Origin of the sequence: Kitasatospora sp. NPDC058492, from assembly GCF_042720685.1 — a bacterium.
Taxonomy (GTDB): Bacteria; Actinomycetota; Actinomycetes; order Streptomycetales; family Streptomycetaceae; genus Kitasatospora.
In genome coordinates, this window is sequence record NZ_JBHXMU010000055.1 from 22,901 (window position 1) to 42,626 (window position 19,726).

Here is a 19,726-nt window from a genome sequence, read left to right on the forward strand (position 1 = left end):
TACGCGCCGCCGCCGGGCGCCGCCGGGGGTCGGCGACACGCCGGCGGCACGCCCACGGCCCCGGCCGCGCGAGGCGGACGGGGCCGAGACGGACAGGACAGGACAGGGCCGGGCAGGACAGGGCAGGCTCAGCCCACCCGCTGGACGGCCTCCGCCACCTCCGCCGCGTCCTCGACCGAGCCCGCCTCCACCGGAGCGGTCTTCCGGCCGTCCCGCATCAGCACCAGGGTCAGCCCCGCGGCCGCCAGGACGGAGATCCCGCCCGCCGTGAAGGTGACGGAGGCCGCGGTGTTGAACGCGTCGCGCGCGGCGGCGGCCAGTCCGCCGTCCCCGGTGCTCGCGGCGAGGGCGAGCGCGTCCGTGATCGCGTGCTTCCCGGCGGCGGGCGTGTCGGTGGGCATCGAGCCGGTGAAGGTGCTGGACAGGACGGCGCCGAGGATGGCCACGCCCAGCGCGGAACCGGACTGCTGGATGGTGTCGTTGAGCGCGGAGCCGACACCGGCGTGCTCACCGGGGATCGCGCCCATCAGCGCGTTGGACGCGGCCGGCATCGCGAGGCCGGAGCCGGCGCCCAGCACCAGCATGGCCAGGGCGACCTTGGCGAAGCCGTCGCCGACCGAGAGCGTGGCCAGCAGCCCGAACCCGGCCGCGATGATCAGCATGCCGGCCGAGGTCGTCACCCGCGGGGCGACCTTCTTGCTGAGCACGGCGCCGAGGGCGTTGAACACCAGCGAGGCGACGGCCAGCGGGAGGAACGCCAGGCCGGTGTCGGTGGCCGAGAACTTCAGCACGAACTGCAGGTACTGGGTGAGGACCAGCATCAGGCCGCCGGTGGCGAAGGTCAGCAGGACGAGCGAGAAGCTGGCCCCGGTGAACACCCGGTTGCGGAACAGCTTGAGCGGGACCATCGGCGAGTCGGTCCGGACCTGGCGGACGGCGAACCCGGTCAGCGCGAGCACCCCGACGACGAGCGTGCCGAGCGTGCCGGGGCTGGTGATGCCGTCCCGGGGCAGCACGGTGATCGACCAGACCAGCGCGGTCATCCCGGTCATCGAGAGCACCATGCCGGGCAGGTCGGGCCGGCGCCACGGCCCCCTGGACTCCGGCATCAGCACGACCGCCGCGATGACGGCGACCACTGCGACCGGCACGTTGAGCAGGAAGACCGCGCCCCACCAGAAGTGCGCGATCAGCGCACCGCCGAGCACCGGCCCGCCGATCATGCCGATCATGGCCACCGCGCTCCACGCGGCGATCGCCTTGGGCCGTTCCTCGTCGTCGAAGACGGTGATCAGGATGGAGAGCGTGCTCGGCATGACCAGGGCTCCGCCCACGCCCATCAGCACGCGTCCGGCGATGAGCTGGCCGGGGCTGTCGGCGACGGCCGCGACCAGGGAGGCGGCGCCGAACACCACCAGCCCGATGATCATCATCTTCCGCCGGCCGAACCGGTCGGAGAGGCTGCCCGAGGTGAGCAGCAGCCCGGCGAAGACCAGGATGTACGAGTCGATGATCCACTGGATGTCCTCGGCCCCGGCCCCGAGGTCCGCCGCGATCTGCGGGATGGACACCGTGAGCACCATGTTGTCGACCACCAGCACCAGGCTGCTGAGACAGAGCACGACCAGGATGAGCCAGCGGCGCGGATGTCGGTCCACCGCGGTCCCCCTTCGAAGTGAGCGCGCCGGCCGTAGCCGGACGGAAGTCGTCGCGGGTGCACCGCGGTCCGTCCCCACGGCCGCGGTGCACCTCGATCCGCACACCGTGCGGATGCCACACACTGTACGGAGACCGCACAGCGTTCGCAAAGCCGTACGGTGTGCGGCGCGGCTTATGCTGAACGGAGCAGCCGAGCCGAGCACAGGCGGGCGAAGACCGAGAGGAGGGCCGGATGCCGGCCAGGTCGAAGGACGCGCCCGGGACACCGTGGAGCCGCCCCGAGCGCCCCCGGCGCGAGCAGCCGGCGCTCAGCCGGGCCCAGATCGTCGCGGAGGCACTCGCCATCCTGGACAGCGACGGCATCGAAGCCCTGAGCATGCGCAAGCTCGGCGCCCGCCTCAACGCCGGTGCCACCTCGATGTACACCCACGTCGCCAACAAGGACGAACTGCTCGCCCTGGCCGTCGACGAGGTGTTCGGCAAGATCTGGATCCCGGCGGTCACCGACACGAACCCGGCGGACTGGCGCGCCACCGTCGCCGAGTGCGCGGGCAGCGTGCGCCAGGTCATCCTGCGCCACCCGTGGATGGTGTCGGTGATCGGCGACCTGGGGCTCGTCTACTTCGGGCCGAACTGGATGCGCCTCTCCGAGGCCCTGCTCACCTTCCTGGAGGCAGCCGGCTTCACCCCGATGGAGGCCAGCGACGCGATGAGGGCCCTGCTCGGCTATGTCATCGGGACGTCCAGCGTAGAGGCCTCCTGGCTGAGCGCACTGGCCCGGCACGGCCGGGAGGAGCAGGGCTGGATGGACGAACTCCTGCCCGCCATCATCGAGGCCACCCGGGACTTCCCGCGCCTGCACCGCCTCTACACCACCGACGCCAACGGGGTGACCGACGGCTCCCGCGACAGCGGCTTCACCAACGGCATCCGGCTGATCCTGGACGGCATCGAGGCCACTCGGCAGGCCCGGCCTGACAGTTGACGGGGCGTCAGTTCTGGCTCAGCGCCCGGGCCCCGCCGTAGCCCGGGCGCTGGACCGACCGCGCCGCCCACACCACCGACCGGGCCGCCGGGGCGGGCAGTCGGTGGTGCGGGCAGTCGGTGGTGCGGGCGGCCGGTGGTGCGGGCGGCCGGTGGTGCGCAGCACCCTCCGGTCAGCCCAGGGCCGCCACCCCGGCGGCCGGAGCCGCGCCGGCCAGCGGCGGGCGCAGCGAGGCCGTGCCCAGGCCGGTCGGGCCGAGCGGCACCGCGGCGGGCGCGGGCAGTTCCTCGACCGCCGCCCCCGCCCTGAGCTGCCGCTCCGCGCCGAAGTGCCGCAGCAGGTCCTCCTCGCGGTACCGGCGGCAGTCCCGGTGCCAGACCAGGATGCCCGCGAGCCAGTGCTCCAGCTCCTTCACGTACCCGTCCAGCAGCTCCCGCGCTTCCGGCTCCAGCGCGAAGTCGTCGTACAGGACGGGGAGTTCCTTCGCCGCGACGTGCTGGAACTGGTCCAGCCGGGAGTGCATCAGGTCGTCGACGATCCGGACCGCCGACGGGTAGTCGCAGTTGAAGAAGTTCTGCACCACCAGGACGGCGTTGTGCACCTCGCCCTCGTACTCGACCTCCTTCTGGTACGAGAACAGGTCGTTCATCATGCACGCGTAGTCCGCGGCCGAGTTCTCCAGCGAACGCATCGAGCCGTGCTCGTGCACCCCGGGCGGCACGGCCTTCCCGTGGGCGAGCCGGCACAGGCTCATGGTGAGGTCGGAGCCGAAGGTGGCGCGGCGCATCTCCAGGTAGTCCACCGGGTCCGGAATCCGGTTCTGCACCTGGTTGTTGAGCTCCCAGATCCAGCTCGCGGTCATGTCCTCGACGGTCTGGCGGAACGTCCGCCGGGCGTCCGCCGTCATCGGGCCGGCGGTGCGCTCCCAGATGTCGGCGAGGCCGCGTTCCAGGGCGTTGGCGGGCTCGGGCGCGGGGCTGCCGTCCACCGGCATGAACAGCGGGAGCCGCTCGTTGGCGAGCTTGGCGCCGGCCAGGTCGCGGGTGCGTCCGAAGACCGCCGGGTAGTAGTCGTCGGCCCAGGTCCCCCAGGCCAACCAGGCGGAGGAGACGTCGAGTTGGTCGGCGGTGGCGTTCGGGTGGATGCCGGCCGCGCAGAGCGGGAGGTCGTAGTCCCGCATGGACGCGGCGTCCCAGATGCCGGATCCGGGGATGCCGGGCTGCTCCGCCAGCAGGCCCATCCGCTCGGCCCACTCGATCACCCGCTCCCGCGCGCCGCCCAGGTGCGGGTTCAGGGTGGCCTCGAACGGCAGCTTGAACTCGGGCAGTCGGGACGGTCCGACGGGCTGGTACGGCACGTGGGCGTGCGACCGGGCCCGCCGGACGGCCGGTCCGACGCCGCCCGGGCCGGCCTGGCCGGCCGCAGGTCCACCGCCGCCCATCGCCGTGCTGCGCAGGATGTCCAGCGCCGAGGTGCCCACCCCGCCGATCGCGAACGGGTCCCACCAGTTGCCGGTGCCGGGCAGCGCGCCGCCCGTTCCCGCCGCGACGCGGCCGCCCGAACCGGCCGCCGCACCACCGCCGTTCATGTACCGGCTGGAGCGCATGTGCCACTCGTGGCCGCCGGACTGCCAGTCCTGGAGGCCCTTGACGTACGCCAGCACCCGGGCGCGGCCCTCGGGGGCGAGCCCGGTCTCGGCGAACAGCACGGGCAGTTCGGTGAACACGGTGTTCTCGAACTGCTGGAGCCGCGAGGTGAGCAGGTCGTTGACCGCCTCGGCGGCCTCCTGGGTGGAGCACTCCAGGAACTTCTCCAGCACCAGGATGCCGTTGCTCAGCTCGCCCTCGTCCTCCACCTCCCGCTGGTAGGAGAAGATGTCGTTGCGCAGGTGCACGCCGTCCGAGAAGGCGTCCATCAGCACCCGCAGCGCGCGCGAGCCGGAGACCTCCTTCGGGACCTCGGCGCCGGCCGCGTACTCGACCAGTTGGGCGGACCAGGGCGCGCCGCCCACCTTGCGGCGCATCTCGATGTACTCGACCGGGTTGGAGATCCGGCCGGCGTTGATGTTGGCGAGCTCCCAGAGCGACTCGTTGAGCAGGTTGCGGGTGCTCTCGGCGAAGCGGATCCGCCAGTCCTCGCCCATCACCGGCACGGTGCGCCGCCACAGGTCGGCCAGGCCCGCCTCGACCGGGTTCTCCGGCTCCGGCATCGGGGTGGCCGGGTCGGCCGGCATGAACAGCGGCAGCCGGTCGAGGTGCGCCTTGCCGGCCTCGCGGTCGTTGCTGCGCTTGAACATGTCGAGGAAGTGGTCGTCGAAGAAGAAGACCCACACGTACCAGTCGGTGACCAGCGAGAGCGCCTCGGCGGAGGCGTCGGGGTGGGTGTAGGCGCAGAGCAGGCCGTAGTCGTGGGCGTCCAGGTCGGCCTGGTCCCAGATGCCGGAGCCCTCCAGCATTCCCATCTCCCGTGCCCAGACGGAGGAATGGGCCCGTGCCTCGTCCAGATGGGGGTTGAGGCGTGCCGGGTGCGGCAGGTAGAAGGACGGCAGTTCGAACGGCTGGGTCACGGCGGGCGAGCCTTTCTGGACGCGTCGATTGCACCAAGAATGGCCCGCCGGCAGGTCGCCGCACCGGCGCAACGGAAACAGTCATACAAGATGACCAGCCGCCTCCAACCTGCCCACGCCGCCCTCCTCTTCGCCGCCCGACGCGGGCAAAAAGTACTCCGCCGGCTCTCCCGACCGCCGGATCGGGTGTCTCGGGCGGTCGCTCCGCCAACGAACAAGCCAGCTGCGCCAAGGCCCTGGAACACCAAGACTTCCCCTGCTACGGGCGTGTTGACCGCCTCCGCCCCCGCCCCGTCCACCAGACTGGGCGCCGACCCGACGTCAACTCCGAGGAGGGCAAGCCCATGAACGTCACCGTCCGGCTCGCACAGCAGCCCGAGGCCGACGAACTGCTCGGACGGAGTGCGCTGGCCGCGCTCGTCGGCATGTTGCTTGACCAACAGGTGCCGATGGAATGGGCGTTCACCGGTCCGCTGACCATCGCCCAGCGGCTCGGACGCAACGACCTGGACGCCCGGGAGATCGCCGTGTACAACCCGGAGGAGTTCGTCGCCCTCCTGTCCGCGAAGCCCGCCGTGCACCGCTACCCGGCCGCGATGGCCAAACGGGTCCAGCAGCTCTGCCAGTTCCTGGTGGCGCAGTACGACGCCGACGCCGCCGCGCTCTGGAAGGACACCCGCACCGGCAAGGAACTGCTCAGCCGCCTCAACGCCCTGCCCGGTTTCGGCAAACAGAAGTCGCAGATCTTCCTGGCCCTACTCGGCAAGCAGTACGGCGTGCGGCCGGAGGGCTGGCGCGAGGCGGCCGGCGTGTACGGCGAGGAGGGCGCGCACCGCTCGGTCGCCGACATCACCGGGCCCGAATCCCTCGACCTGGTACGGGAGTTCAAGCAGGAGATGAAGCGCGCCGCGAAGGAGGCCAAGTCCGCGGCGAAGACCACGACCCGGACGACGGCGGTGAGCACGGCCGGGGCGCGCTGAAAACCGATCGCCCGGCCGGCCCCGCCGGGAACCGTTGCCGAGCCGCCGAGGAGTCCACCGCCGTACGGTCCACGGCCTCCCAGGATGCGCTGAGGGCCCCGGTCGCGCCGCGCGACCGGGGCCCTCAGCAGTGCCTGTCAGGCCAGGACGGACTCCCGCTCGTCCGTCGGATCCGCCGCACCCGCCGTCGCCGGCGCGTCCACCGCACCCGCCGCATCCGCGCCGGCCGGCGCGACCGCCTTGCGCCGCGGCAGCGCGAACATCAGCAGGAACACCACCAGCAGCGCCCCCGCGACCCACCACATCGCGTGGACGAACGCCCCGCCGAACGCGGTGCCCATCGCCTCCGGCGCGACCACGTCGTCCATCGCCCCGAAGAAGGCCACCGACACCAGCGCGAGCCCCAGCGCGTTCCCCATCTGCTGGACGGTGTTGATCAGCCCCGACGCCGAACCGGCGTGCGCGCGCGGCACCTCCGCCAGGATCGCGTCGGTGATCGGCGCGACGATCAGGCCCATCCCCAGGCCCATCACCACCAGCGGCAGCGCCATCTGCCAGGGCGCGATCGCCGTCCCGTACCGGTCCGCCTCCCAGATGTACGTCAGCACGCCCGCCGCCATCACCAGCGCGCCGGTCTGGAGCACCCGGCGTCCGAACCGGGGCACCAGCTTCTGCACGGACAGCCCGGCCGCGGCCGAGACGGCGAGCGAGAACGGGATGCCGGTGGAGCCGGCCTTGAGCGGGCTCCAGCCGAGGCCCAGCTGCATGTACAGCGTCCAGACCAGGAAGAAGATCCCGCAGACCACGCCGAAGGCCAGCTGCACGCCGATGCCGGCCGCGAAGCTCTTCACCCGGAACAGCGACAGCTCGACCAGCGGCGAGCCGTCCCGCCGCGTCTTGGCCTTCTCGTACGCCACGAACAGCGCGAACACCACCAGGCTGCCGGCCATCGACAGGTAGCCCCAGAGCGGCCAGCCGGCCTCCCGCCCGTGCGTCAGCGGGTAGATCAGCATCAGCAGGCCGACGCTCGCCAGCGCCACCCCGACCAGGTCCAGCTTGAGCGCCCGCTCGGCCTTCGACTCGTCGATGAAGCGGCGCCCGAGCAGCAGCCCGGCGATGCCGACCGGCAGGTTGATCAGGAAGATCGGGCGCCAGGCCAGGCCGAACAGGTCCCACTCGGTGAGCAGCGCGCCGATCAGCGGCCCGGAGACGGCGCCCAGCCCGACCACCGCGCCGAACATGCCGAACACCTTGCCGCGCTCCTCCGCCGGGAAGGTCGCGTGGATGATCGACAGCACCTGCGGCACCATCATGGCCGCCGTGCCGCCCTGGAGCACCCGCATCCCGACCAGCATCTCGGGGCCGGAGGCCAGGCCGCACAGCGCGGACGCCACGGTGAACCCGCCGATGCCGATCAGGAACAGCCGCTTGCGGCCGTAGATGTCGCCCAGCCGACCACCGGTGATCAGCCCGATCGCGAAGGCCAGCGCGTAGCCGCCGGTGACCCACTGGATGGCGCTGAAGGAGGCGCCGGTGTCCTCCTGGATGCTGGGGATGGCGATGTTGACGATGGTGACGTCCACCAGGTCCATGAAGGAGGCGACCATCACGATCGCCAGCGCGATCCACCTCCGTCGGTCCGCGTCCGCGGTCTTCATTCGGTACTCCTCATCCGTCCTGCTCGTCCTGCTCGTCCTGCTCGCGCTGCTCGCACTGCTCGTCGGCACGTCCACGAGGGTACGGGGCATATAGGTCAGATCCTGTCCCAGTTGTCCGGCATCCTGGACGGCATGACGGACACCCCCGCACGGCTGCTGAACCTGCTGTCCCTGCTGCAGACCCCGCGCGAGTGGCCCGGCAGCGAACTCGCCGAACGGCTCGGCGTCAGCCCCCGGACGATCCGGCGCGACATCGACCGGCTGCGCGACCTCGGCTACCCGGTGCAGGCCACCATGGGCGCGGTCGGCGGCTACCGGCTGGTCGCGGGGACGGCGATGCCGCCACTGCTGCTGGACGACGAGGAGGCCGTCGCCATCGCGGTCGGACTGCGGGCGGCCGCCGGGCACGCGGTGGTCGGCATAGAGGAGGCCTCGGTCCGCGCCCTCGCCAAGCTCCTCCAGGTGCTGCCGGGCCGCCTGCGGCACCGGGTGGGCGCGCTCAACACCGCCACCATGCCACTGCTCACCGGCGACGGCCCGACCGTCGACCCGGACGACCTCACCGTGCTCGCCGGTGCCGTCACCAACCGGGAACGGCTGCGCTTCGCCTACCGGGCCGGCGACGGCGCCGAGACCAGGCGCAACGTCGAACCCGAGCGGCTGGTCTCGGCCGGCCGCCGCTGGTACCTGGTCGGCTACGACCTGGACCGGGACGACTGGCGGCTCTTCCGCGTCGACCGCCTCAGCGAACCCCGCGCCACCGGCGCCCACTTCACCCCGCGCCCGCTCCCGGCCGAGGACGCCGCCGCGTACGTGGCGGGCAAACTGCGCCGCCAGTCACCGGCCCGCGCCGTGGTCGCCACCGTGCACGCCCCGGCCGCGAACGTCCGGCGGCACTTCGACCGGGGCGACTCCGAGATCGAGCCGATCGACGAACACCGCTGCCGGCTGCGCTCCCGCACGGACTCCCTGGAGTGGACGGCGGTGCGGCTGCTGACGCTGGACTGCGAGTTCGAGGTGCACGAGCCGCCGGAGCTGATCACCCACCTGCGCACCCTGGCCGCCCGCGCCGACCGGGCCACCCGCGCGGGCGGCTAGGGCCCGCGCGGCAGGATCCGCCGGGCAGGCCCTAAGCCTCGATCCGGTACCAGCAGTCCCCCGCGCGGAACCACAGCGCGCCGTCCCGGCCGTGCGCCCGCACCCGGTCGAGCGCGCCGGGCACGCTCAGCTGCCGGCGCCGGGTCTGCTTCCACTCCTTGCCGATCAGCTGGTACCAGGTCAACTCGCCGCCGCTGGACAGGAAGACACCCTGCCCGCCGCGGATCGCGAAGCCGACCGGCAGCCGGACCGGGCACGGCACGGTGGTCGACGGCCGGTCGACCGCGTCGATCCGGGTGAGGTGGCTGACCGACGGGCTCGGGTGCCAGGCCAGCCAGGCGCTCCGGCCGTCGGTCGCGCCGGCCAGGCCCTCCAGCGGGTAGGACGGCAGCTTGTCCGGGCTCCACACCACCCGGCCCCGGGTGTCGGCGGCCCGCAGCCCGGCGGCCGCCATCGGGTGGTCGCCGTAGATGCCCTCGTCCCCGTAGGCCATCCAGATCCGGCCGTCCAGGTCGGTCACCAGCACCTGGACGTCGTCACCGAGCGCGAGCTCCCGTTCGAGCGCCCCGTCCGCGCCGTACACGACCGCGTTGGGCAGCCACTCCTCCCCGTCCTGCTCGGCCCGGTACCCGGCCAGCAGCACCCGGCCGCCCGGCAGCAGCCCGAGGTGGTCGGGCGAGCAGGAGACGCCGGACAGCGGCACCCGCCACTCCCCTTGCGGGGAAACCACGACCGCCTCGCCGTCGAACGGCAGCCGGACCGGCGGCCAGGATCCGGCCGGCGCCAGGTGCTGCTCCGGCACCACCAGGAGGGCCAGTTCCCCGGCCGGCCCGACCGTCCAGGCCACGGCCCTGCGACCGGCCGACCGGTCCTCCTCGGGCAGCCGCCAGACCTCGACCGGATCGTGGCCCACCGCGCTCAGACCCCGTACTCGGCGGTGAGCAGCGCCCGCCCCAGCGTGTGGAAGGTCAGGTGGAAGCCGATCTGGGCCGCCGGGGTGTCGGCGGAGACGTCCAGCTTCTCGACGTCCAGGGCGTGCACCGCGAAGACGTACCGGTGCGGGGCGCCGGGCGGCGGGGCGGCGCCGTCGTACTGGTGGCCGGGGAAGTCGTTGCGGCCGTGGAAGGAGGCCGCGCCGGGCAGGTCGTCGTCCGAGGAGCCGGCGCCGCGCGGCAGTTCGACCGTGTCGGCGGGCAGGTTGAGGGCGAGCCAGTGCCACCAGCCGGAGCCGGTGGGCGCGTCCGGGTCGTAGCAGGTGACGGCGATGCTCCGGGTGCCCTCGGGCAGCCCCGACCAGGCCAGTTGCGGCGACCGGTTGCCGCCGGCGTGGCTGAACTCCCCGTCCAGTGTGCCGCCGTCGGCGATGTCCTGGCTGGTCAGCGGGAAGGACGGCACCTGCGGCAGGAAGTCGTACGGCAGCGGCGGGCGAACGCTCATGGGGTGGTCACCTCTCAACGGGCCGTGGACGGCCTCGGGCTGAAGGACGCTGAAGAACACGGTCCGACGGGCACGGCCTGTCGGACACGGTCTGTCGGACACGGCTCACTGTAGTGGGGTGCCCGTCCGGTCCGGCCGCCCCGATCCGGTCGCCCCTCGTTCGGGCCCGGTCCGCTCAAATCGCCAGGTATAGACCAATCCGGCCCCTGCGGCTAGCGTGGACAGCGCACCCGCCCCCAGCTCCGGAGCCGCACCGTGGAGTCGTCCGTCCTCGCCTTCGCCACCGACCTGCTCGACGAGGGCGCCGACACCTTCTTCGGCAACCTCACCGACCGCGCCGGGGTCGGCGGCGTCACCCTCGCCTCGGTCTACCACGAGGCCCGGGACGTCTTCCCGCACAACCCCCGCCGGGTGATCCGCTACCTGGAGCCGGGCGCGGCGTACTTCCGCCCCGATCCGGCCCGCTGGCGGGGCCGCCGGCTCGCGCCCGCCCCGTCCACCGCGATCGGCGACCGCGACCCCTTCGCCGAGGCCGCCGCCGAGACCCGCCGCCGGGGGCTGAAGCTGCACGCCTGGACGGTGTTCTGCCACAACGACCGGCTCGGCTTCGCCCACCCGGACTGCGCCCCGGCCAACGCCTTCGGCGACCGCCACCTCACCGAGCTCTGCCCGGCCGCCCCGGAGGTCCGGGAGTACGCGCGGACCCTGGTCGCCGAGCTGGCCCGGTACGGCGTGGACGCGATCCGGGCCGAGTCCCTGCACTTCCACGGGCTGCGCCACGGCTACCACCACGAGCGCTACTTCGAGGAACTGGGCGCGGGCGCCGAGGCGCTGCTCGGCATCTGCTTCTGCCCGCACTGCCGCGCCGCCGCCACCCGCACGGGCGTCCCGGCGGAGGAGGTCGCGGAGGCCGTCCGCACCGAGCTGCGCCGCCGGCTGGCCGACGAGGCGGCCGCCGCCGAGCCCGCCGACCTGAGCGCGCTCGCGGACGGCGCCCTGGCCGCCTACCTGGACGCCGCCACCACCACCGTCACCACGCTGGCCGCCGAACTGACCGAGGAGGCCCGGCGCCACGGCATGCGGCTGAGCTTCATGGACGGCGCCGGCCCGGGCAAGGGCTGGCTGTCCGGCATCGACCTGCCCGCGCTCGCCAAGGCGGCCGACCAGATCGAGACGCTCGGCTACGCGAAGACCCCGGAGGCCGTCCGGGAGAAGATCGCCGCGTTCGCCCTGCACGGCGTCCGCCCGCAGGACATGGCGGTGATCCTGCGGCCGATGGCCTCGGACTGCGACGGCCCGGCGAACCTCGCCGCCAAGATCGCGACCCTGCGCGAACTGGGCGTCCCCGAGGTCGAGTTCTACAACTACGGCCTGATGCGGCTGTCCTCGCTCGACCGGATCGGCGCCGCCCTGGCCGGGTAAGGCTCCAGTCCTGCGGGGCCCGGCCGCTACCGCCGCCGCTTGGACGTCCCGAACAGGCTGCGCGAGATCTCCTGCCCGAGCTGCTTCCCGGCCGAACGTGCCAGGGACTTCACCGTCGGGTTGCTGAGCAGCGAATCGAGCAGCCCGCCCGCCCCCTTCGGCTCCTCCCGCCGCGGGGCGGGCTCCCGCTCCTTCGGCACCCTGGCCGGTGCGGCGGCCTCCGGCCTGGGCGCCCGCGCTGCCCGCGCGGCCAGCTTCTCGTACGCCGACTCCCGGTCGATCGCGTCCCGGTAGCGCGCCGTCAGCGGCGAGGCGTCGACGACGGCCCGCAGCGCGCCCGCCTCGATCGGCCCCATCAGGGACTGCGGCGCCCGCAGCCGGGTGGCCGCGACCGGCGTCGGCGCGCCCTTCTCGGAGAGCACCGTCACCACGGCCTCGCCGGTGCCGAGCGAGGTGAGCACCGCGCCGAGGTCGTAGGAGGAACGCGGGAAGGTCGAGACGGTGGCCTTGAGCGCCTTGGCGTCGTCCGGGGTGAAGGCGCGCAGCGCGTGCTGCACCCGGTTGCCCAGCTGCGCGAGCACGTCGGAGGGGACGTCGCGCGGGGATTGGGTGACGAAGAAGATGCCCACGGCCTTCGAGCGGATCAGCCGGACGGTCTGGGTGATGGCCTCCAGGAAGGCCTTGGAGGCGCCCTTGAACAGCAGGTGCGCCTCGTCGAAGAAGAACACCAGCTTGGGCTTGTCCAGGTCGCCGACCTCGGGCAGTTCCTGGTAGAGGTCGGCGAGCAGCCACATCAGGAAGGTGGAGAACAGCCGCGGCCGGTCCTGGACGGCGGGCAGTTCCAGCACCGAGACGACGCCCCGGCCGTCCGGGGCGGTCCGCAGCAGTTCGGCGGTGTCGAACTCGGGCTCGCCGAAGAACGCCCCGGCGCCCTCGTTCTCCAGCAGGGTGAGCGCGCGCAGGATCACCCCGGCGGTGGCCGACGAGAGGCCGCCGATGGTCCTCAGCTCCTCCTTGCCCTCGGGCGAGGCGAGGAAGGCGATGACGGCGGTGAGGTCCTTGAGGTCGTACAGCTCCAGGCCCTTGGTGTCGGCGTAGTGGAACACCAGGCTGAGCGAGGACTCCTGGGTCTCGTTCAGGTCGAGCACCTTGGCGAGCAGCAGCGGCCCGAAGCTGGTGACGGTGGCGCGGATCGGGATCCCGGCGCCCTGGCCGCCGAGCGAGTAGAACTCGACCGGGCAGCCCTGTGGGGTCCACTGCTGTCCGACCTCGGCCGCGCGGGCGGCGGTGCGCTCGCTCGGCGCGCCGGGCGCGGCGACGCCGGAGACGTCCCCCTTGACGTCGGCGAGGAACACCGGCACGCCCTGGGCGGAGAGCTGTTCGGCGATCAGCTGGAGGGTCTTGGTCTTGCCGGTGCCGGTGGCGCCGGCGACCAGCCCGTGCCGGTTGAGCACCCCGAGCGGGATGCGCACCTGGGCGTCCGGGTAGGCGGTGCCGTCCAGCAGCACCGCGCCGAGGTCGAGGGCGGGCCCGGTGAAGGCGTACCCGTCGGCGATCTCCCGGACGGCCGGCGGGGTGAGGGCGGAGGACATCGGGGCACTCTCCTGGGCGGTGCGGGGAGGCGGGGCGGGCCCGGAACCCGGTCCCGGGCGGGCCGTGTCCCGATCGGAACCCGGCGATGTTCGCGACATTTCCCATCAAACAGCCGCAATCGCCCTCCCGCAGCTCACACCCGAGCGCGTGGCGGCGTCGCGGCGGCTGCGCCATCCGCCGCCCAAACGGTAGGCTTTCCGTGTGATCTTCAAGCGCATCGGCAATGGGCGGCCGTACCCGGATCACGGCCGGACGAGCACCCGACAGTGGGCTGACGTCGCCCCACGCCCGGTGCGGCTCGACCAGCTGGTGACCACCAAGGGGCAACTCGACCTCGAAACCCTGCTCGCCGAGGACTCGACCTTCTACGGGGACCTCTTCGCGCACGTGGTGAAGTGGCGCGGCGACCTGTACCTGGAGGACGGACTGCACCGGGCGGTGCGGGCCGCACTGCAGCAGCGCCAGGTGCTGCACGCCCGGGTCCTCGAAATGGAATGACGGACCCTCTACACGGGCTCCTGGACCGCCCCCTCGCCACCCGGCGGAGGGCGGTCCGCGCGTACCCGGGTACCTCCTTTCGGGTACCGGCGTACTCCAGATGATGATCATTTAGTACCTTCGCAGCCGGACGGCACTACGCTGCTGACTACGGCCGCGACCAGGGGATCCGCCCGCACCACGGGATCCACTCGCACCAGCCGATCCGTCATCCCGACCCCGCCCTGGCACGAGGGGGAGACAAACCGTGAGCATGTTGACTCCCCAAGGCCTCAAGGGGAAGCAGTACCGCGTCACCGGCAACGCCTATCCACGACTCGGCCGGCCCCCGAGGAAGAGCCGCAAGGTGATCTCCGGGCTCGCGAGCCTGCTCGCCCTGGCCCTGATCGGCCTCGGTGGCGTCCAGCTCTACGACATCTTCAGCGGGAAGAACAAGAACTCCTCCGCCCAGGCCTGCGTGACCCCGTCGGGCAAGCCGCTGGCCGCCCCCTCCCCGGGCGCCACGCCCGGTGCGCCCACCGCCTCCGGCGCGCCCGCCGCCCCGGGCGACCCGCACGCGATCCCGCACCCGGCCGGCGTCACGGTGAACGTCTACAACGCCACCGCCAAGGGCGGCCTGGCCGGCCGGACCGCCGAGGAGCTCAAGAAGCGCGGCTTCACCATCGGCAAGGTCGGCAACGCCCCGGCCGAACTGGACAAGAAGGTGCCCGGCACCGCCCAGGTGATCGCCGGCCCGGCCGGCGCCGGCGCCGCCACCCTGCTCGGCTCGCAGATCGCCGGGGCCACCACCACCGCCGACGCCCGCACCGACGGCACCGTGGACTTCGTGGTCGGCGACAGCTACAACGCCCTGCTGGACGAGACCCAGGCGGCCGCCGCCCTCGCCCTCGCGACCAAGCCGTCCCCCACCCCGACCGCCACCGGCAGCTGCTGAGGCCGGTCGTCCCGCGCAACAGGAGAGCCCCCCGGCAACGCGCCGGGGGGCTCTCGTCCGTTCGGGGGATCCGCTCAGCCGGCGGTGCCGTACAGGCGGTCGCCCGCATCGCCGAGGCCGGGCACGATGTAGCCGTTCTCGTTGAGCCGCTCGTCCAGGGCGGCGGTGACCACGGTGACCGGCAGGCCGGCCAGCTCGCGCTTCATCACCTCGACGCCCTCGGGCGCGGCCAGCAGCACCACGGCGGTGACGTCGGTGGCGCCGCGCTCGATCAGCATCTTGATCGCCACGACGAGGGTGCCGCCGGTGGCCAGCATCGGGTCGAGCACGTAGACCTGGCGGCCGGAGAGGTCGTCCGGCATCCGGGTGGCGTAGGTGGAGGCCTCCAGGGTCTCCTCGTTGCGCACCATGCCGAGGAAGCCGACCTCGGCGGTCGGCAGCAGTCGGGTCATGCCGTCCAGCATGCCGAGACCGGCGCGCAGGATCGGCACGACCAGCGGGCGGGGGTAGCTGAGGCGGGTGCCGAGCGTGACCGCCACGGGGGTGGTGATCTCCACCTCGTCGGTGCGGACGTCCCGGGTGGCCTCGTAGGCGAGGAGGGTCACCAGCTCGTCGGTCAGGCGACGGAAAGTCGGCGAGTCGGTGCGCTCGTCGCGCAGGGTGGAGAGCTTGTGGGCCACCAGGGGGTGGTCGACGACGTGGAGACGCATGTATCGAGGTTAGCCCGGGTCTGCACGCCTGTACGACTCGCCGCGTGCCGACCGCCCCGTCGCCGGGGTGCACCCGGCCGTATCGCGCCGTGACGCCCCGCGAATGTCCGGACGGAAGCGCCTCCTGTGGTATCAACCGGGCTGATCTGGGAATGTCACGTCTTATGACGAGCAACCCGAACGCCGGGGACGGCTCGGCGGACGAGCCCGCAGGCCGGTCGGGCAATCGCCCCGGCCCGCCACAGGACCCCCCGGAGACCGAGGCGGACCGCCGCAGGCGGCGGGCCGTCTTCCTGCGCGAGCTCACCGAGGCCCGCGAACTCCGGGAGCGGGTCCAGCCCCGGCGGACCAAGGAACGGCGGATGCGCGAAGCCATGCGGATGCGAACCTTCCGGATCTGACGAGGATCCGAAGCGGTTCCGGCGCGGCTACCCCCGCAGCTCCCCCTGCGGCTCCGCCGACCGGCCGGTCCGGATCCGGCGGGCCCCGGGCGGTGGTGCCGGCGCCACACCGGCCGCCGGCCGGCCCTTCCGACACGACCTGCAAAGACGCGCTGCCGAACACCCCCCGCAAGGGCGGGCTTTCTGTCACGATTCCGATGGGACGGTCCGAACGAGCGGACCGCCTCTGGCGCGGGGGCGGCCAGATTTTCGCGTTGCCCGAGCGCGCCGACAGCCGAGACCGAGATCTTGGGAGTGTCCCTGGTGGCGTACTTCGCTGCAGTGCTTGCTCGCACCGAGGACGGGTGGGATGTGAGCGAGACGGAGCTCGACGACGTCGAAACCCTCGCCGACCTGACCGAACTGGCCCGCGACTCCACGCAGGACGACGACAGCGTCCTGATCTTCATCGAACAGGAGGACGCCTGGTTCGCCATCGTCCGGGTGGACGGCGAGGAGGACCCGCGGATCTTCGTGTCCGACGGCGCCGCCGCCGCCCGCAGCTCCTACGGCTCCGTCCTCACCGACGAGCTGGTCGACCAGGCCGGTGAGAGCGAGTTCGGCGACCTGGACCACCTGGTCGTCGAGCTGGAGGAGGACGAGGAGGCGCAGGAGCAGGACGAGGACGCCCGCAGCGGCGTCCCGGTCGGCCCGCTCGGCGACGCCCACCTGCTCACCGAGTTCGGCCTGGCCGCCGAGGAGCTGCTCGCCCTCAGCGGCGAGGGCGCCGTCCCGGGCGACGCCCTGGAGGAGATCGCCGAGGCCCTCGGCTGCGGCGAGGTCCTGGAGGCGGTCCGGTAGCGGGCGGTGACCAGGCCGGTGACCAGGCCAGTGCCCACCGCCGGATACCCGACACTGGATGCCATGCAGTCCGCATCCGCCCCGCAGGCCGTCCCCCGCATCGCCCCGCTGCCCGCCCCCGTCCGCCCCGACCCGGTCCGCGACCGCTGGGCGGCGCCGATGCGCCTCGCCATCGCCGAGGCCGCCCTGGCGCCGGCCACCGGCGACGTCCCGGTCGGGGCGCTCGTCCTGGGCCCGGACGGCGAGGTGATCGGGCGCGGCCACAACGAGCGCGAGGCGGTCGGCGACCCGACCGCGCACGCCGAGGTGGTCGCGATCCGGCAGGCGGCCGAACGGATCGGGGAGTGGCGGCTCAGCGGCTGCACCCTGGTCGTCACCCTGGAGCCCTGCACGATGTGCGCCGGCGCCATCGTGCTGTCCCGGATCGACCGGGTGGTCTACGGCGCCCTCGACGAGAAGGCCGGCGCGGCCGGCTCGCTCTTCGACGTGATGCGCGACCGCCGGCTCAACCACCGCCCCGAGGTGGTCTGGGGCGTCCTCGCCGACGAGTGCGGCGAGCAGCTGCGCGAGTTCTTCGAGTCCCACCGCTGACGTCCGGCGTCGACTTCCGCCGCCGGGTCCCCCGCCGGCCGCCCGTCCCTATGGATTTCGTGACCGCGCACCCGTCCGGTAGAGTTCCCCTCGGTAGCGTGTCCGAGCGGCCAAAGGAGCACGCCTCGAAAGCGTGTGTGGGGGCAACTTCACCGTGGGTTCGAATCCCACCGCTACCGCTGGAAAGCCCGAAGGCCCGTCCGATCCGGACGGGCCTTCGGCGTTTCCGCGCACCCTCGAACGCGAAAAGGGCTCCGCACTCCGGGCTGATGACCACCAACGCCCGGAGAGTACGGAGCCTGGAAAGGGGGAGCGGCTCGGGGGGACGACCGCTCCCCCGGCGGAGTCCCACAACCGGCGCCGCGTCGGGGGGAAGCCGCGGCGCCCGGTCCCACAGCGGGGAGCTCCGGATCCACGCACCGGGGATTCCTGCCAGATCCTCGGCACGTCTCCCATCCTGCCGCCCGGGCCGCTTCCGGGCATCCGGAGAAAGGCCCCACTCACGGGGACCTTCGTCCCGCCGGGCGAACGCGTCGCACACTTGATAGCCCGTCCGATGGATAAGCTGCTTCCGCAGGGCCGCTCGGGGACCCGGATGGCGGCGGCCCACAGCAGGAGAGGACGACACCCGATGGCGCAGGCGAAGAAGATCGGCATGGCCCTCCTGCTCATCTTCGTCCTCTACTCGATCATCAGCTCGCCGGCCCGCTCCGCCCAGCTCGTCCAACTGGGCTTCGAGGGCATCTCGAACGCGGCCAAGGCGGTCGGCACCTTCATGACCGGACTGATCAAGTGAGCGCTCCGCTCGCGTAGGGCCCGTCGTCCCGCCCCGGCGCACCGGCTACGGTGTGCGGGACCCTCTGTCCCCGTCCGCGAGGAGCGGCAATCGTGATCCGGCATCTGGTCCTGTTCAAGCTCAACGAAGGCGTCCGCAAGGACGACGAGCGCGCGCTCGCCGGCGCCAAGGCGTTCGCCGAGCTGGGTTCGCTGATCCCCGAGCTGCGCGAGTGGGAGTGCGGCTGGAACACCACCGAGCGGGACATCGCCCACGACTACGCGATCAACAGCCTGGTCGAGGACCGCGACGCCCTGCACGCGTACCTGACCCACCCGGCCCATCAGGCCGCGGCCGGTCAGTGGCGCGAATTCGCCACCTGGGTGATCGCCGACATCGAGGTCTGACACCCGAGGCACCCGGGTCCGTCCCTCGGACGGCCCGCCGCGCCCCGTCCGGCCACCGGACGGGGCGCCTTGCTCCGCCCCGGAACGATCCGTGCGGCGCCTGGGCGGGAAGCCCGGTGAAGCCCCGATGCCGCACCAACACACCTCCGCCGGGTGCTTGCCCGACCTGCGCCCGCCTTGTGATGCTATGACCGGTTTTGCCGGACATGGCGAGGTGGTGAAGCAGCCGCGACACCCGATCCGCAGGGCCCTTCGTTATCGACTGAGGGAGGGGTGACGTGTCCGACGAGGTACTGGCGTCGATCATCAGCCCGGCCGGCGAGCTCCGCCCGGACGGTCTGCGCGGCCCCGGCGGCCGCCCCGCGGTGGACGTCCGGACGCTGACCCGGGTGCTGTTCGAACGGCTCGCGGAGCTGCCCCCGGGCACCCCCGAGCGGGAGCGGGTCCGGGCCGCCCTGATCGAGGTGAACATCCCCCTGGTCCGCTACGCGGCCACCCGCTTCCGCAGCCGCAGCGAGCCGATGGAGGACGTCGTCCAGGTCGGCACCATCGGCCTGATCAACGCGATCGACCGGTTCGACCCCACCCGCGGCGTCCAGTTCCCCACCTACGCACTGCCCACCATCCTCGGCGAGATCAAGCGCTACTTCCGGGACAACGTCCGCACCATGCACGTCCCGCGCCGGCTCCAGGAGCTGTGGGTCCAGGTCAGCGGCGCGATGGAGGAGCTGACGGTGCTGCACGGCCGGGCCCCCAAGGTGCCGGAGATCGCCGCCAGCCTGCGGATCCCCGAGGAGGACGTCCGGGCCTGCCTGGACGCCGGGCGGGCCTACAACGCGGCCTCGCTGGAGGCGGCGCAGGAGCACGAGGGCGGGCTCGCCCTGCTGGATCGGCTCGGCTACGAGGACTCCGCGCTGGCCGAGGTCGAGCACCGGGACATGGTCCGCCACCTGCTGGTCCAGCTGCCCGAGCGGGAGCGGCGGATCGTGATGCTGCGGTTCTTCGCCAACCTGACCCAGTCACAGATCAGCACCGAGCTGGGGATGTCCCAGATGCACGTCTCGCGGCTGCTCTCCCGCATCCTGACGAGGCTTCGGACCGGCAACTCCTGGGAAGACTGAGATTGCAGCGCGTTACCCTCGCGTGACATCTTGCGACGTTCGGGTTTGCCG

19 protein-coding genes and 1 tRNA gene are annotated in these 19,726 nt (G+C 72.7%); 13 read left to right on the plus strand and 7 right to left on the minus strand.

The genetic code is table 11. The annotated features are described in order from the left end of the window. Nucleotides 1-128 precede the first annotated feature (128 nt). Nucleotides 129-1,658: an MFS transporter gene (locus tag ACFWPI_RS29620; RefSeq protein WP_380374517.1), complete on the minus strand. Its 1,530-nt coding sequence runs from the start codon at nucleotides 1,656-1,658 to the stop codon at nucleotides 129-131. A gap of 233 nt (nucleotides 1,659-1,891) precedes the next feature. On the opposite strand from ACFWPI_RS29620, the gene ACFWPI_RS29625 reads away from it, so the two are divergent. Further along, nucleotides 1,892-2,644: a TetR/AcrR family transcriptional regulator C-terminal domain-containing protein gene (locus ACFWPI_RS29625; protein WP_380374519.1), complete on the plus strand. Its 753-nt coding sequence runs from the start codon at nucleotides 1,892-1,894 to the stop codon at nucleotides 2,642-2,644. A gap of 172 nt (nucleotides 2,645-2,816) precedes the next feature. On the opposite strand, the gene ACFWPI_RS29630 is transcribed toward ACFWPI_RS29625, so the two are convergent. Continuing rightward, nucleotides 2,817-5,210 (minus strand): germacradienol/geosmin synthase, encoded by a 2,394-nt coding sequence (locus tag ACFWPI_RS29630; protein ID WP_380374521.1) that lies wholly within the window; start codon nucleotides 5,208-5,210, stop codon nucleotides 2,817-2,819. A gap of 344 nt (nucleotides 5,211-5,554) precedes the next feature. Here ACFWPI_RS29630 and ACFWPI_RS29635 point away from each other — a divergent pair, with 344 nt between their 5' ends. Further along, nucleotides 5,555-6,190, plus strand: a complete 636-nt coding sequence (locus tag ACFWPI_RS29635; protein ID WP_371518035.1) for an HhH-GPD-type base excision DNA repair protein — start codon at nucleotides 5,555-5,557, stop codon at nucleotides 6,188-6,190. A gap of 137 nt (nucleotides 6,191-6,327) precedes the next feature. Here the strand turns inward: ACFWPI_RS29635 and ACFWPI_RS29640 are convergent, their stop codons facing one another. Next, a complete protein-coding gene (locus ACFWPI_RS29640; protein WP_380374524.1) occupies nucleotides 6,328-7,848 on the minus strand; it encodes an MFS transporter in 1,521 nt (506 codons plus the stop codon). 132 nt (nucleotides 7,849-7,980) lie between these two features. Here ACFWPI_RS29640 and ACFWPI_RS29645 point away from each other — a divergent pair, with 132 nt between their 5' ends. Further along, nucleotides 7,981-8,946: a YafY family protein gene (locus ACFWPI_RS29645; protein ID WP_363370701.1), complete on the plus strand. Its 966-nt coding sequence runs from the start codon at nucleotides 7,981-7,983 to the stop codon at nucleotides 8,944-8,946. Between the two features lie 31 nt (nucleotides 8,947-8,977). On the opposite strand, the gene ACFWPI_RS29650 is transcribed toward ACFWPI_RS29645, so the two are convergent. Continuing rightward, nucleotides 8,978-9,859, minus strand: a complete 882-nt coding sequence (locus tag ACFWPI_RS29650; protein WP_380374526.1) for a hypothetical protein — start codon at nucleotides 9,857-9,859, stop codon at nucleotides 8,978-8,980. Nucleotides 9,860-9,864: 5 nt separating this feature from the next. Further along, a complete protein-coding gene (locus ACFWPI_RS29655) occupies nucleotides 9,865-10,383 on the minus strand; it encodes a YbhB/YbcL family Raf kinase inhibitor-like protein (protein WP_063348638.1) in 519 nt (172 codons plus the stop codon). 255 nt (nucleotides 10,384-10,638) lie between these two features. On the opposite strand from ACFWPI_RS29655, the gene ACFWPI_RS29660 reads away from it, so the two are divergent. Then, complete coding sequence (locus ACFWPI_RS29660; protein ID WP_380374529.1) at nucleotides 10,639-11,805, plus strand: hypothetical protein; 1,167 nt, start codon at nucleotides 10,639-10,641, stop codon at nucleotides 11,803-11,805. Nucleotides 11,806-11,831: 26 nt separating this feature from the next. On the opposite strand, the gene ACFWPI_RS29665 is transcribed toward ACFWPI_RS29660, so the two are convergent. Further along, nucleotides 11,832-13,397: a helicase HerA-like domain-containing protein gene (locus ACFWPI_RS29665; protein WP_380374532.1), complete on the minus strand. Its 1,566-nt coding sequence runs from the start codon at nucleotides 13,395-13,397 to the stop codon at nucleotides 11,832-11,834. A gap of 202 nt (nucleotides 13,398-13,599) precedes the next feature. Here ACFWPI_RS29665 and ACFWPI_RS29670 point away from each other — a divergent pair, with 202 nt between their 5' ends. Together ACFWPI_RS29670 and ACFWPI_RS29675 are read left to right on the plus strand one after the other, a co-directional pair. Beyond that, the gene (locus ACFWPI_RS29670) at nucleotides 13,600-13,896 is read left to right on the plus strand and encodes a type II toxin-antitoxin system VapB family antitoxin (RefSeq protein ID WP_063348635.1); all 297 of its coding nucleotides are present in this window, start codon (nucleotides 13,600-13,602) and stop codon (nucleotides 13,894-13,896) included. A gap of 253 nt (nucleotides 13,897-14,149) precedes the next feature. Beyond that, entirely contained in the window at nucleotides 14,150-14,830 is a 681-nt protein-coding gene (locus ACFWPI_RS29675) for a LytR C-terminal domain-containing protein (protein ID WP_380374565.1), read from the plus strand. Nucleotides 14,831-14,904: 74 nt separating this feature from the next. On the opposite strand, the gene upp is transcribed toward ACFWPI_RS29675, so the two are convergent. Continuing rightward, nucleotides 14,905-15,540, minus strand: a complete 636-nt coding sequence (gene upp, locus ACFWPI_RS29680) for a uracil phosphoribosyltransferase (protein ID WP_063348633.1) — start codon at nucleotides 15,538-15,540, stop codon at nucleotides 14,905-14,907. A 164-nt stretch (nucleotides 15,541-15,704) separates the two neighbouring features. On the opposite strand from upp, the gene ACFWPI_RS29685 reads away from it, so the two are divergent. The 7 genes from ACFWPI_RS29685 (at nucleotide 15,705) to ACFWPI_RS29715 (ending at nucleotide 19,675) form a co-directional block, all read left to right on the plus strand. Beyond that, nucleotides 15,705-15,941, plus strand: a complete 237-nt coding sequence (locus ACFWPI_RS29685) for a hypothetical protein (RefSeq protein WP_063348632.1) — start codon at nucleotides 15,705-15,707, stop codon at nucleotides 15,939-15,941. A 303-nt stretch (nucleotides 15,942-16,244) separates the two neighbouring features. Further along, nucleotides 16,245-16,781 (plus strand): tRNA adenosine deaminase-associated protein, encoded by a 537-nt coding sequence (locus ACFWPI_RS29690; protein WP_063351275.1) that lies wholly within the window; start codon nucleotides 16,245-16,247, stop codon nucleotides 16,779-16,781. A 63-nt stretch (nucleotides 16,782-16,844) separates the two neighbouring features. Next, nucleotides 16,845-17,372, plus strand: coding sequence for a tRNA adenosine(34) deaminase TadA (gene tadA / locus ACFWPI_RS29695; RefSeq protein WP_063348631.1), 528 nt, complete (start codon nucleotides 16,845-16,847; stop codon nucleotides 17,370-17,372). A gap of 92 nt (nucleotides 17,373-17,464) precedes the next feature. Then, nucleotides 17,465-17,551: transfer RNA gene (locus tag ACFWPI_RS29700), tRNA-Ser, on the plus strand. 452 nt (nucleotides 17,552-18,003) lie between these two features. Then, nucleotides 18,004-18,168 (plus strand): hypothetical protein, encoded by a 165-nt coding sequence (locus tag ACFWPI_RS29705; protein ID WP_167745863.1) that lies wholly within the window; start codon nucleotides 18,004-18,006, stop codon nucleotides 18,166-18,168. A 92-nt stretch (nucleotides 18,169-18,260) separates the two neighbouring features. Further along, nucleotides 18,261-18,554: a Dabb family protein gene (locus ACFWPI_RS29710; protein ID WP_063348630.1), complete on the plus strand. Its 294-nt coding sequence runs from the start codon at nucleotides 18,261-18,263 to the stop codon at nucleotides 18,552-18,554. Between the two features lie 338 nt (nucleotides 18,555-18,892). Further along, complete coding sequence (locus tag ACFWPI_RS29715) at nucleotides 18,893-19,675, plus strand: RNA polymerase sigma factor SigF (RefSeq protein WP_244293642.1); 783 nt, start codon at nucleotides 18,893-18,895, stop codon at nucleotides 19,673-19,675. Nucleotides 19,676-19,726 lie beyond the last annotated feature (51 nt).

Coding starts and splice junctions, on each gene's coding strand:
- ACFWPI_RS29625 (WP_380374519.1), top strand. CDS start 1,892: ATGCCGGCCAGGTCGAAGGACGCGCCCGGGACACCGTGGAGCCGCCCC.
- ACFWPI_RS29635 (WP_371518035.1), top strand. CDS start 5,555: ATGAACGTCACCGTCCGGCTCGCACAGCAGCCCGAGGCCGACGAACTG.
- ACFWPI_RS29640 (WP_380374524.1), bottom strand. CDS start 7,848: ATGAAGACCGCGGACGCGGACCGACGGAGGTGGATCGCGCTGGCGATC.
- ACFWPI_RS29645 (WP_363370701.1), top strand. CDS start 7,981: ATGACGGACACCCCCGCACGGCTGCTGAACCTGCTGTCCCTGCTGCAG.
- ACFWPI_RS29655 (WP_063348638.1), bottom strand. CDS start 10,383: ATGAGCGTTCGCCCGCCGCTGCCGTACGACTTCCTGCCGCAGGTGCCG.
- ACFWPI_RS29665 (WP_380374532.1), bottom strand. CDS start 13,397: ATGTCCTCCGCCCTCACCCCGCCGGCCGTCCGGGAGATCGCCGACGGG.
- ACFWPI_RS29675 (WP_380374565.1), top strand. CDS start 14,150: ATGTTGACTCCCCAAGGCCTCAAGGGGAAGCAGTACCGCGTCACCGGC.
- upp (WP_063348633.1), bottom strand. CDS start 15,540: ATGCGTCTCCACGTCGTCGACCACCCCCTGGTGGCCCACAAGCTCTCC.
- ACFWPI_RS29685 (WP_063348632.1), top strand. CDS start 15,705: ATGACGAGCAACCCGAACGCCGGGGACGGCTCGGCGGACGAGCCCGCA.
- tadA (WP_063348631.1), top strand. CDS start 16,845: ATGCAGTCCGCATCCGCCCCGCAGGCCGTCCCCCGCATCGCCCCGCTG.
- ACFWPI_RS29705 (WP_167745863.1), top strand. CDS start 18,004: ATGGCGCAGGCGAAGAAGATCGGCATGGCCCTCCTGCTCATCTTCGTC.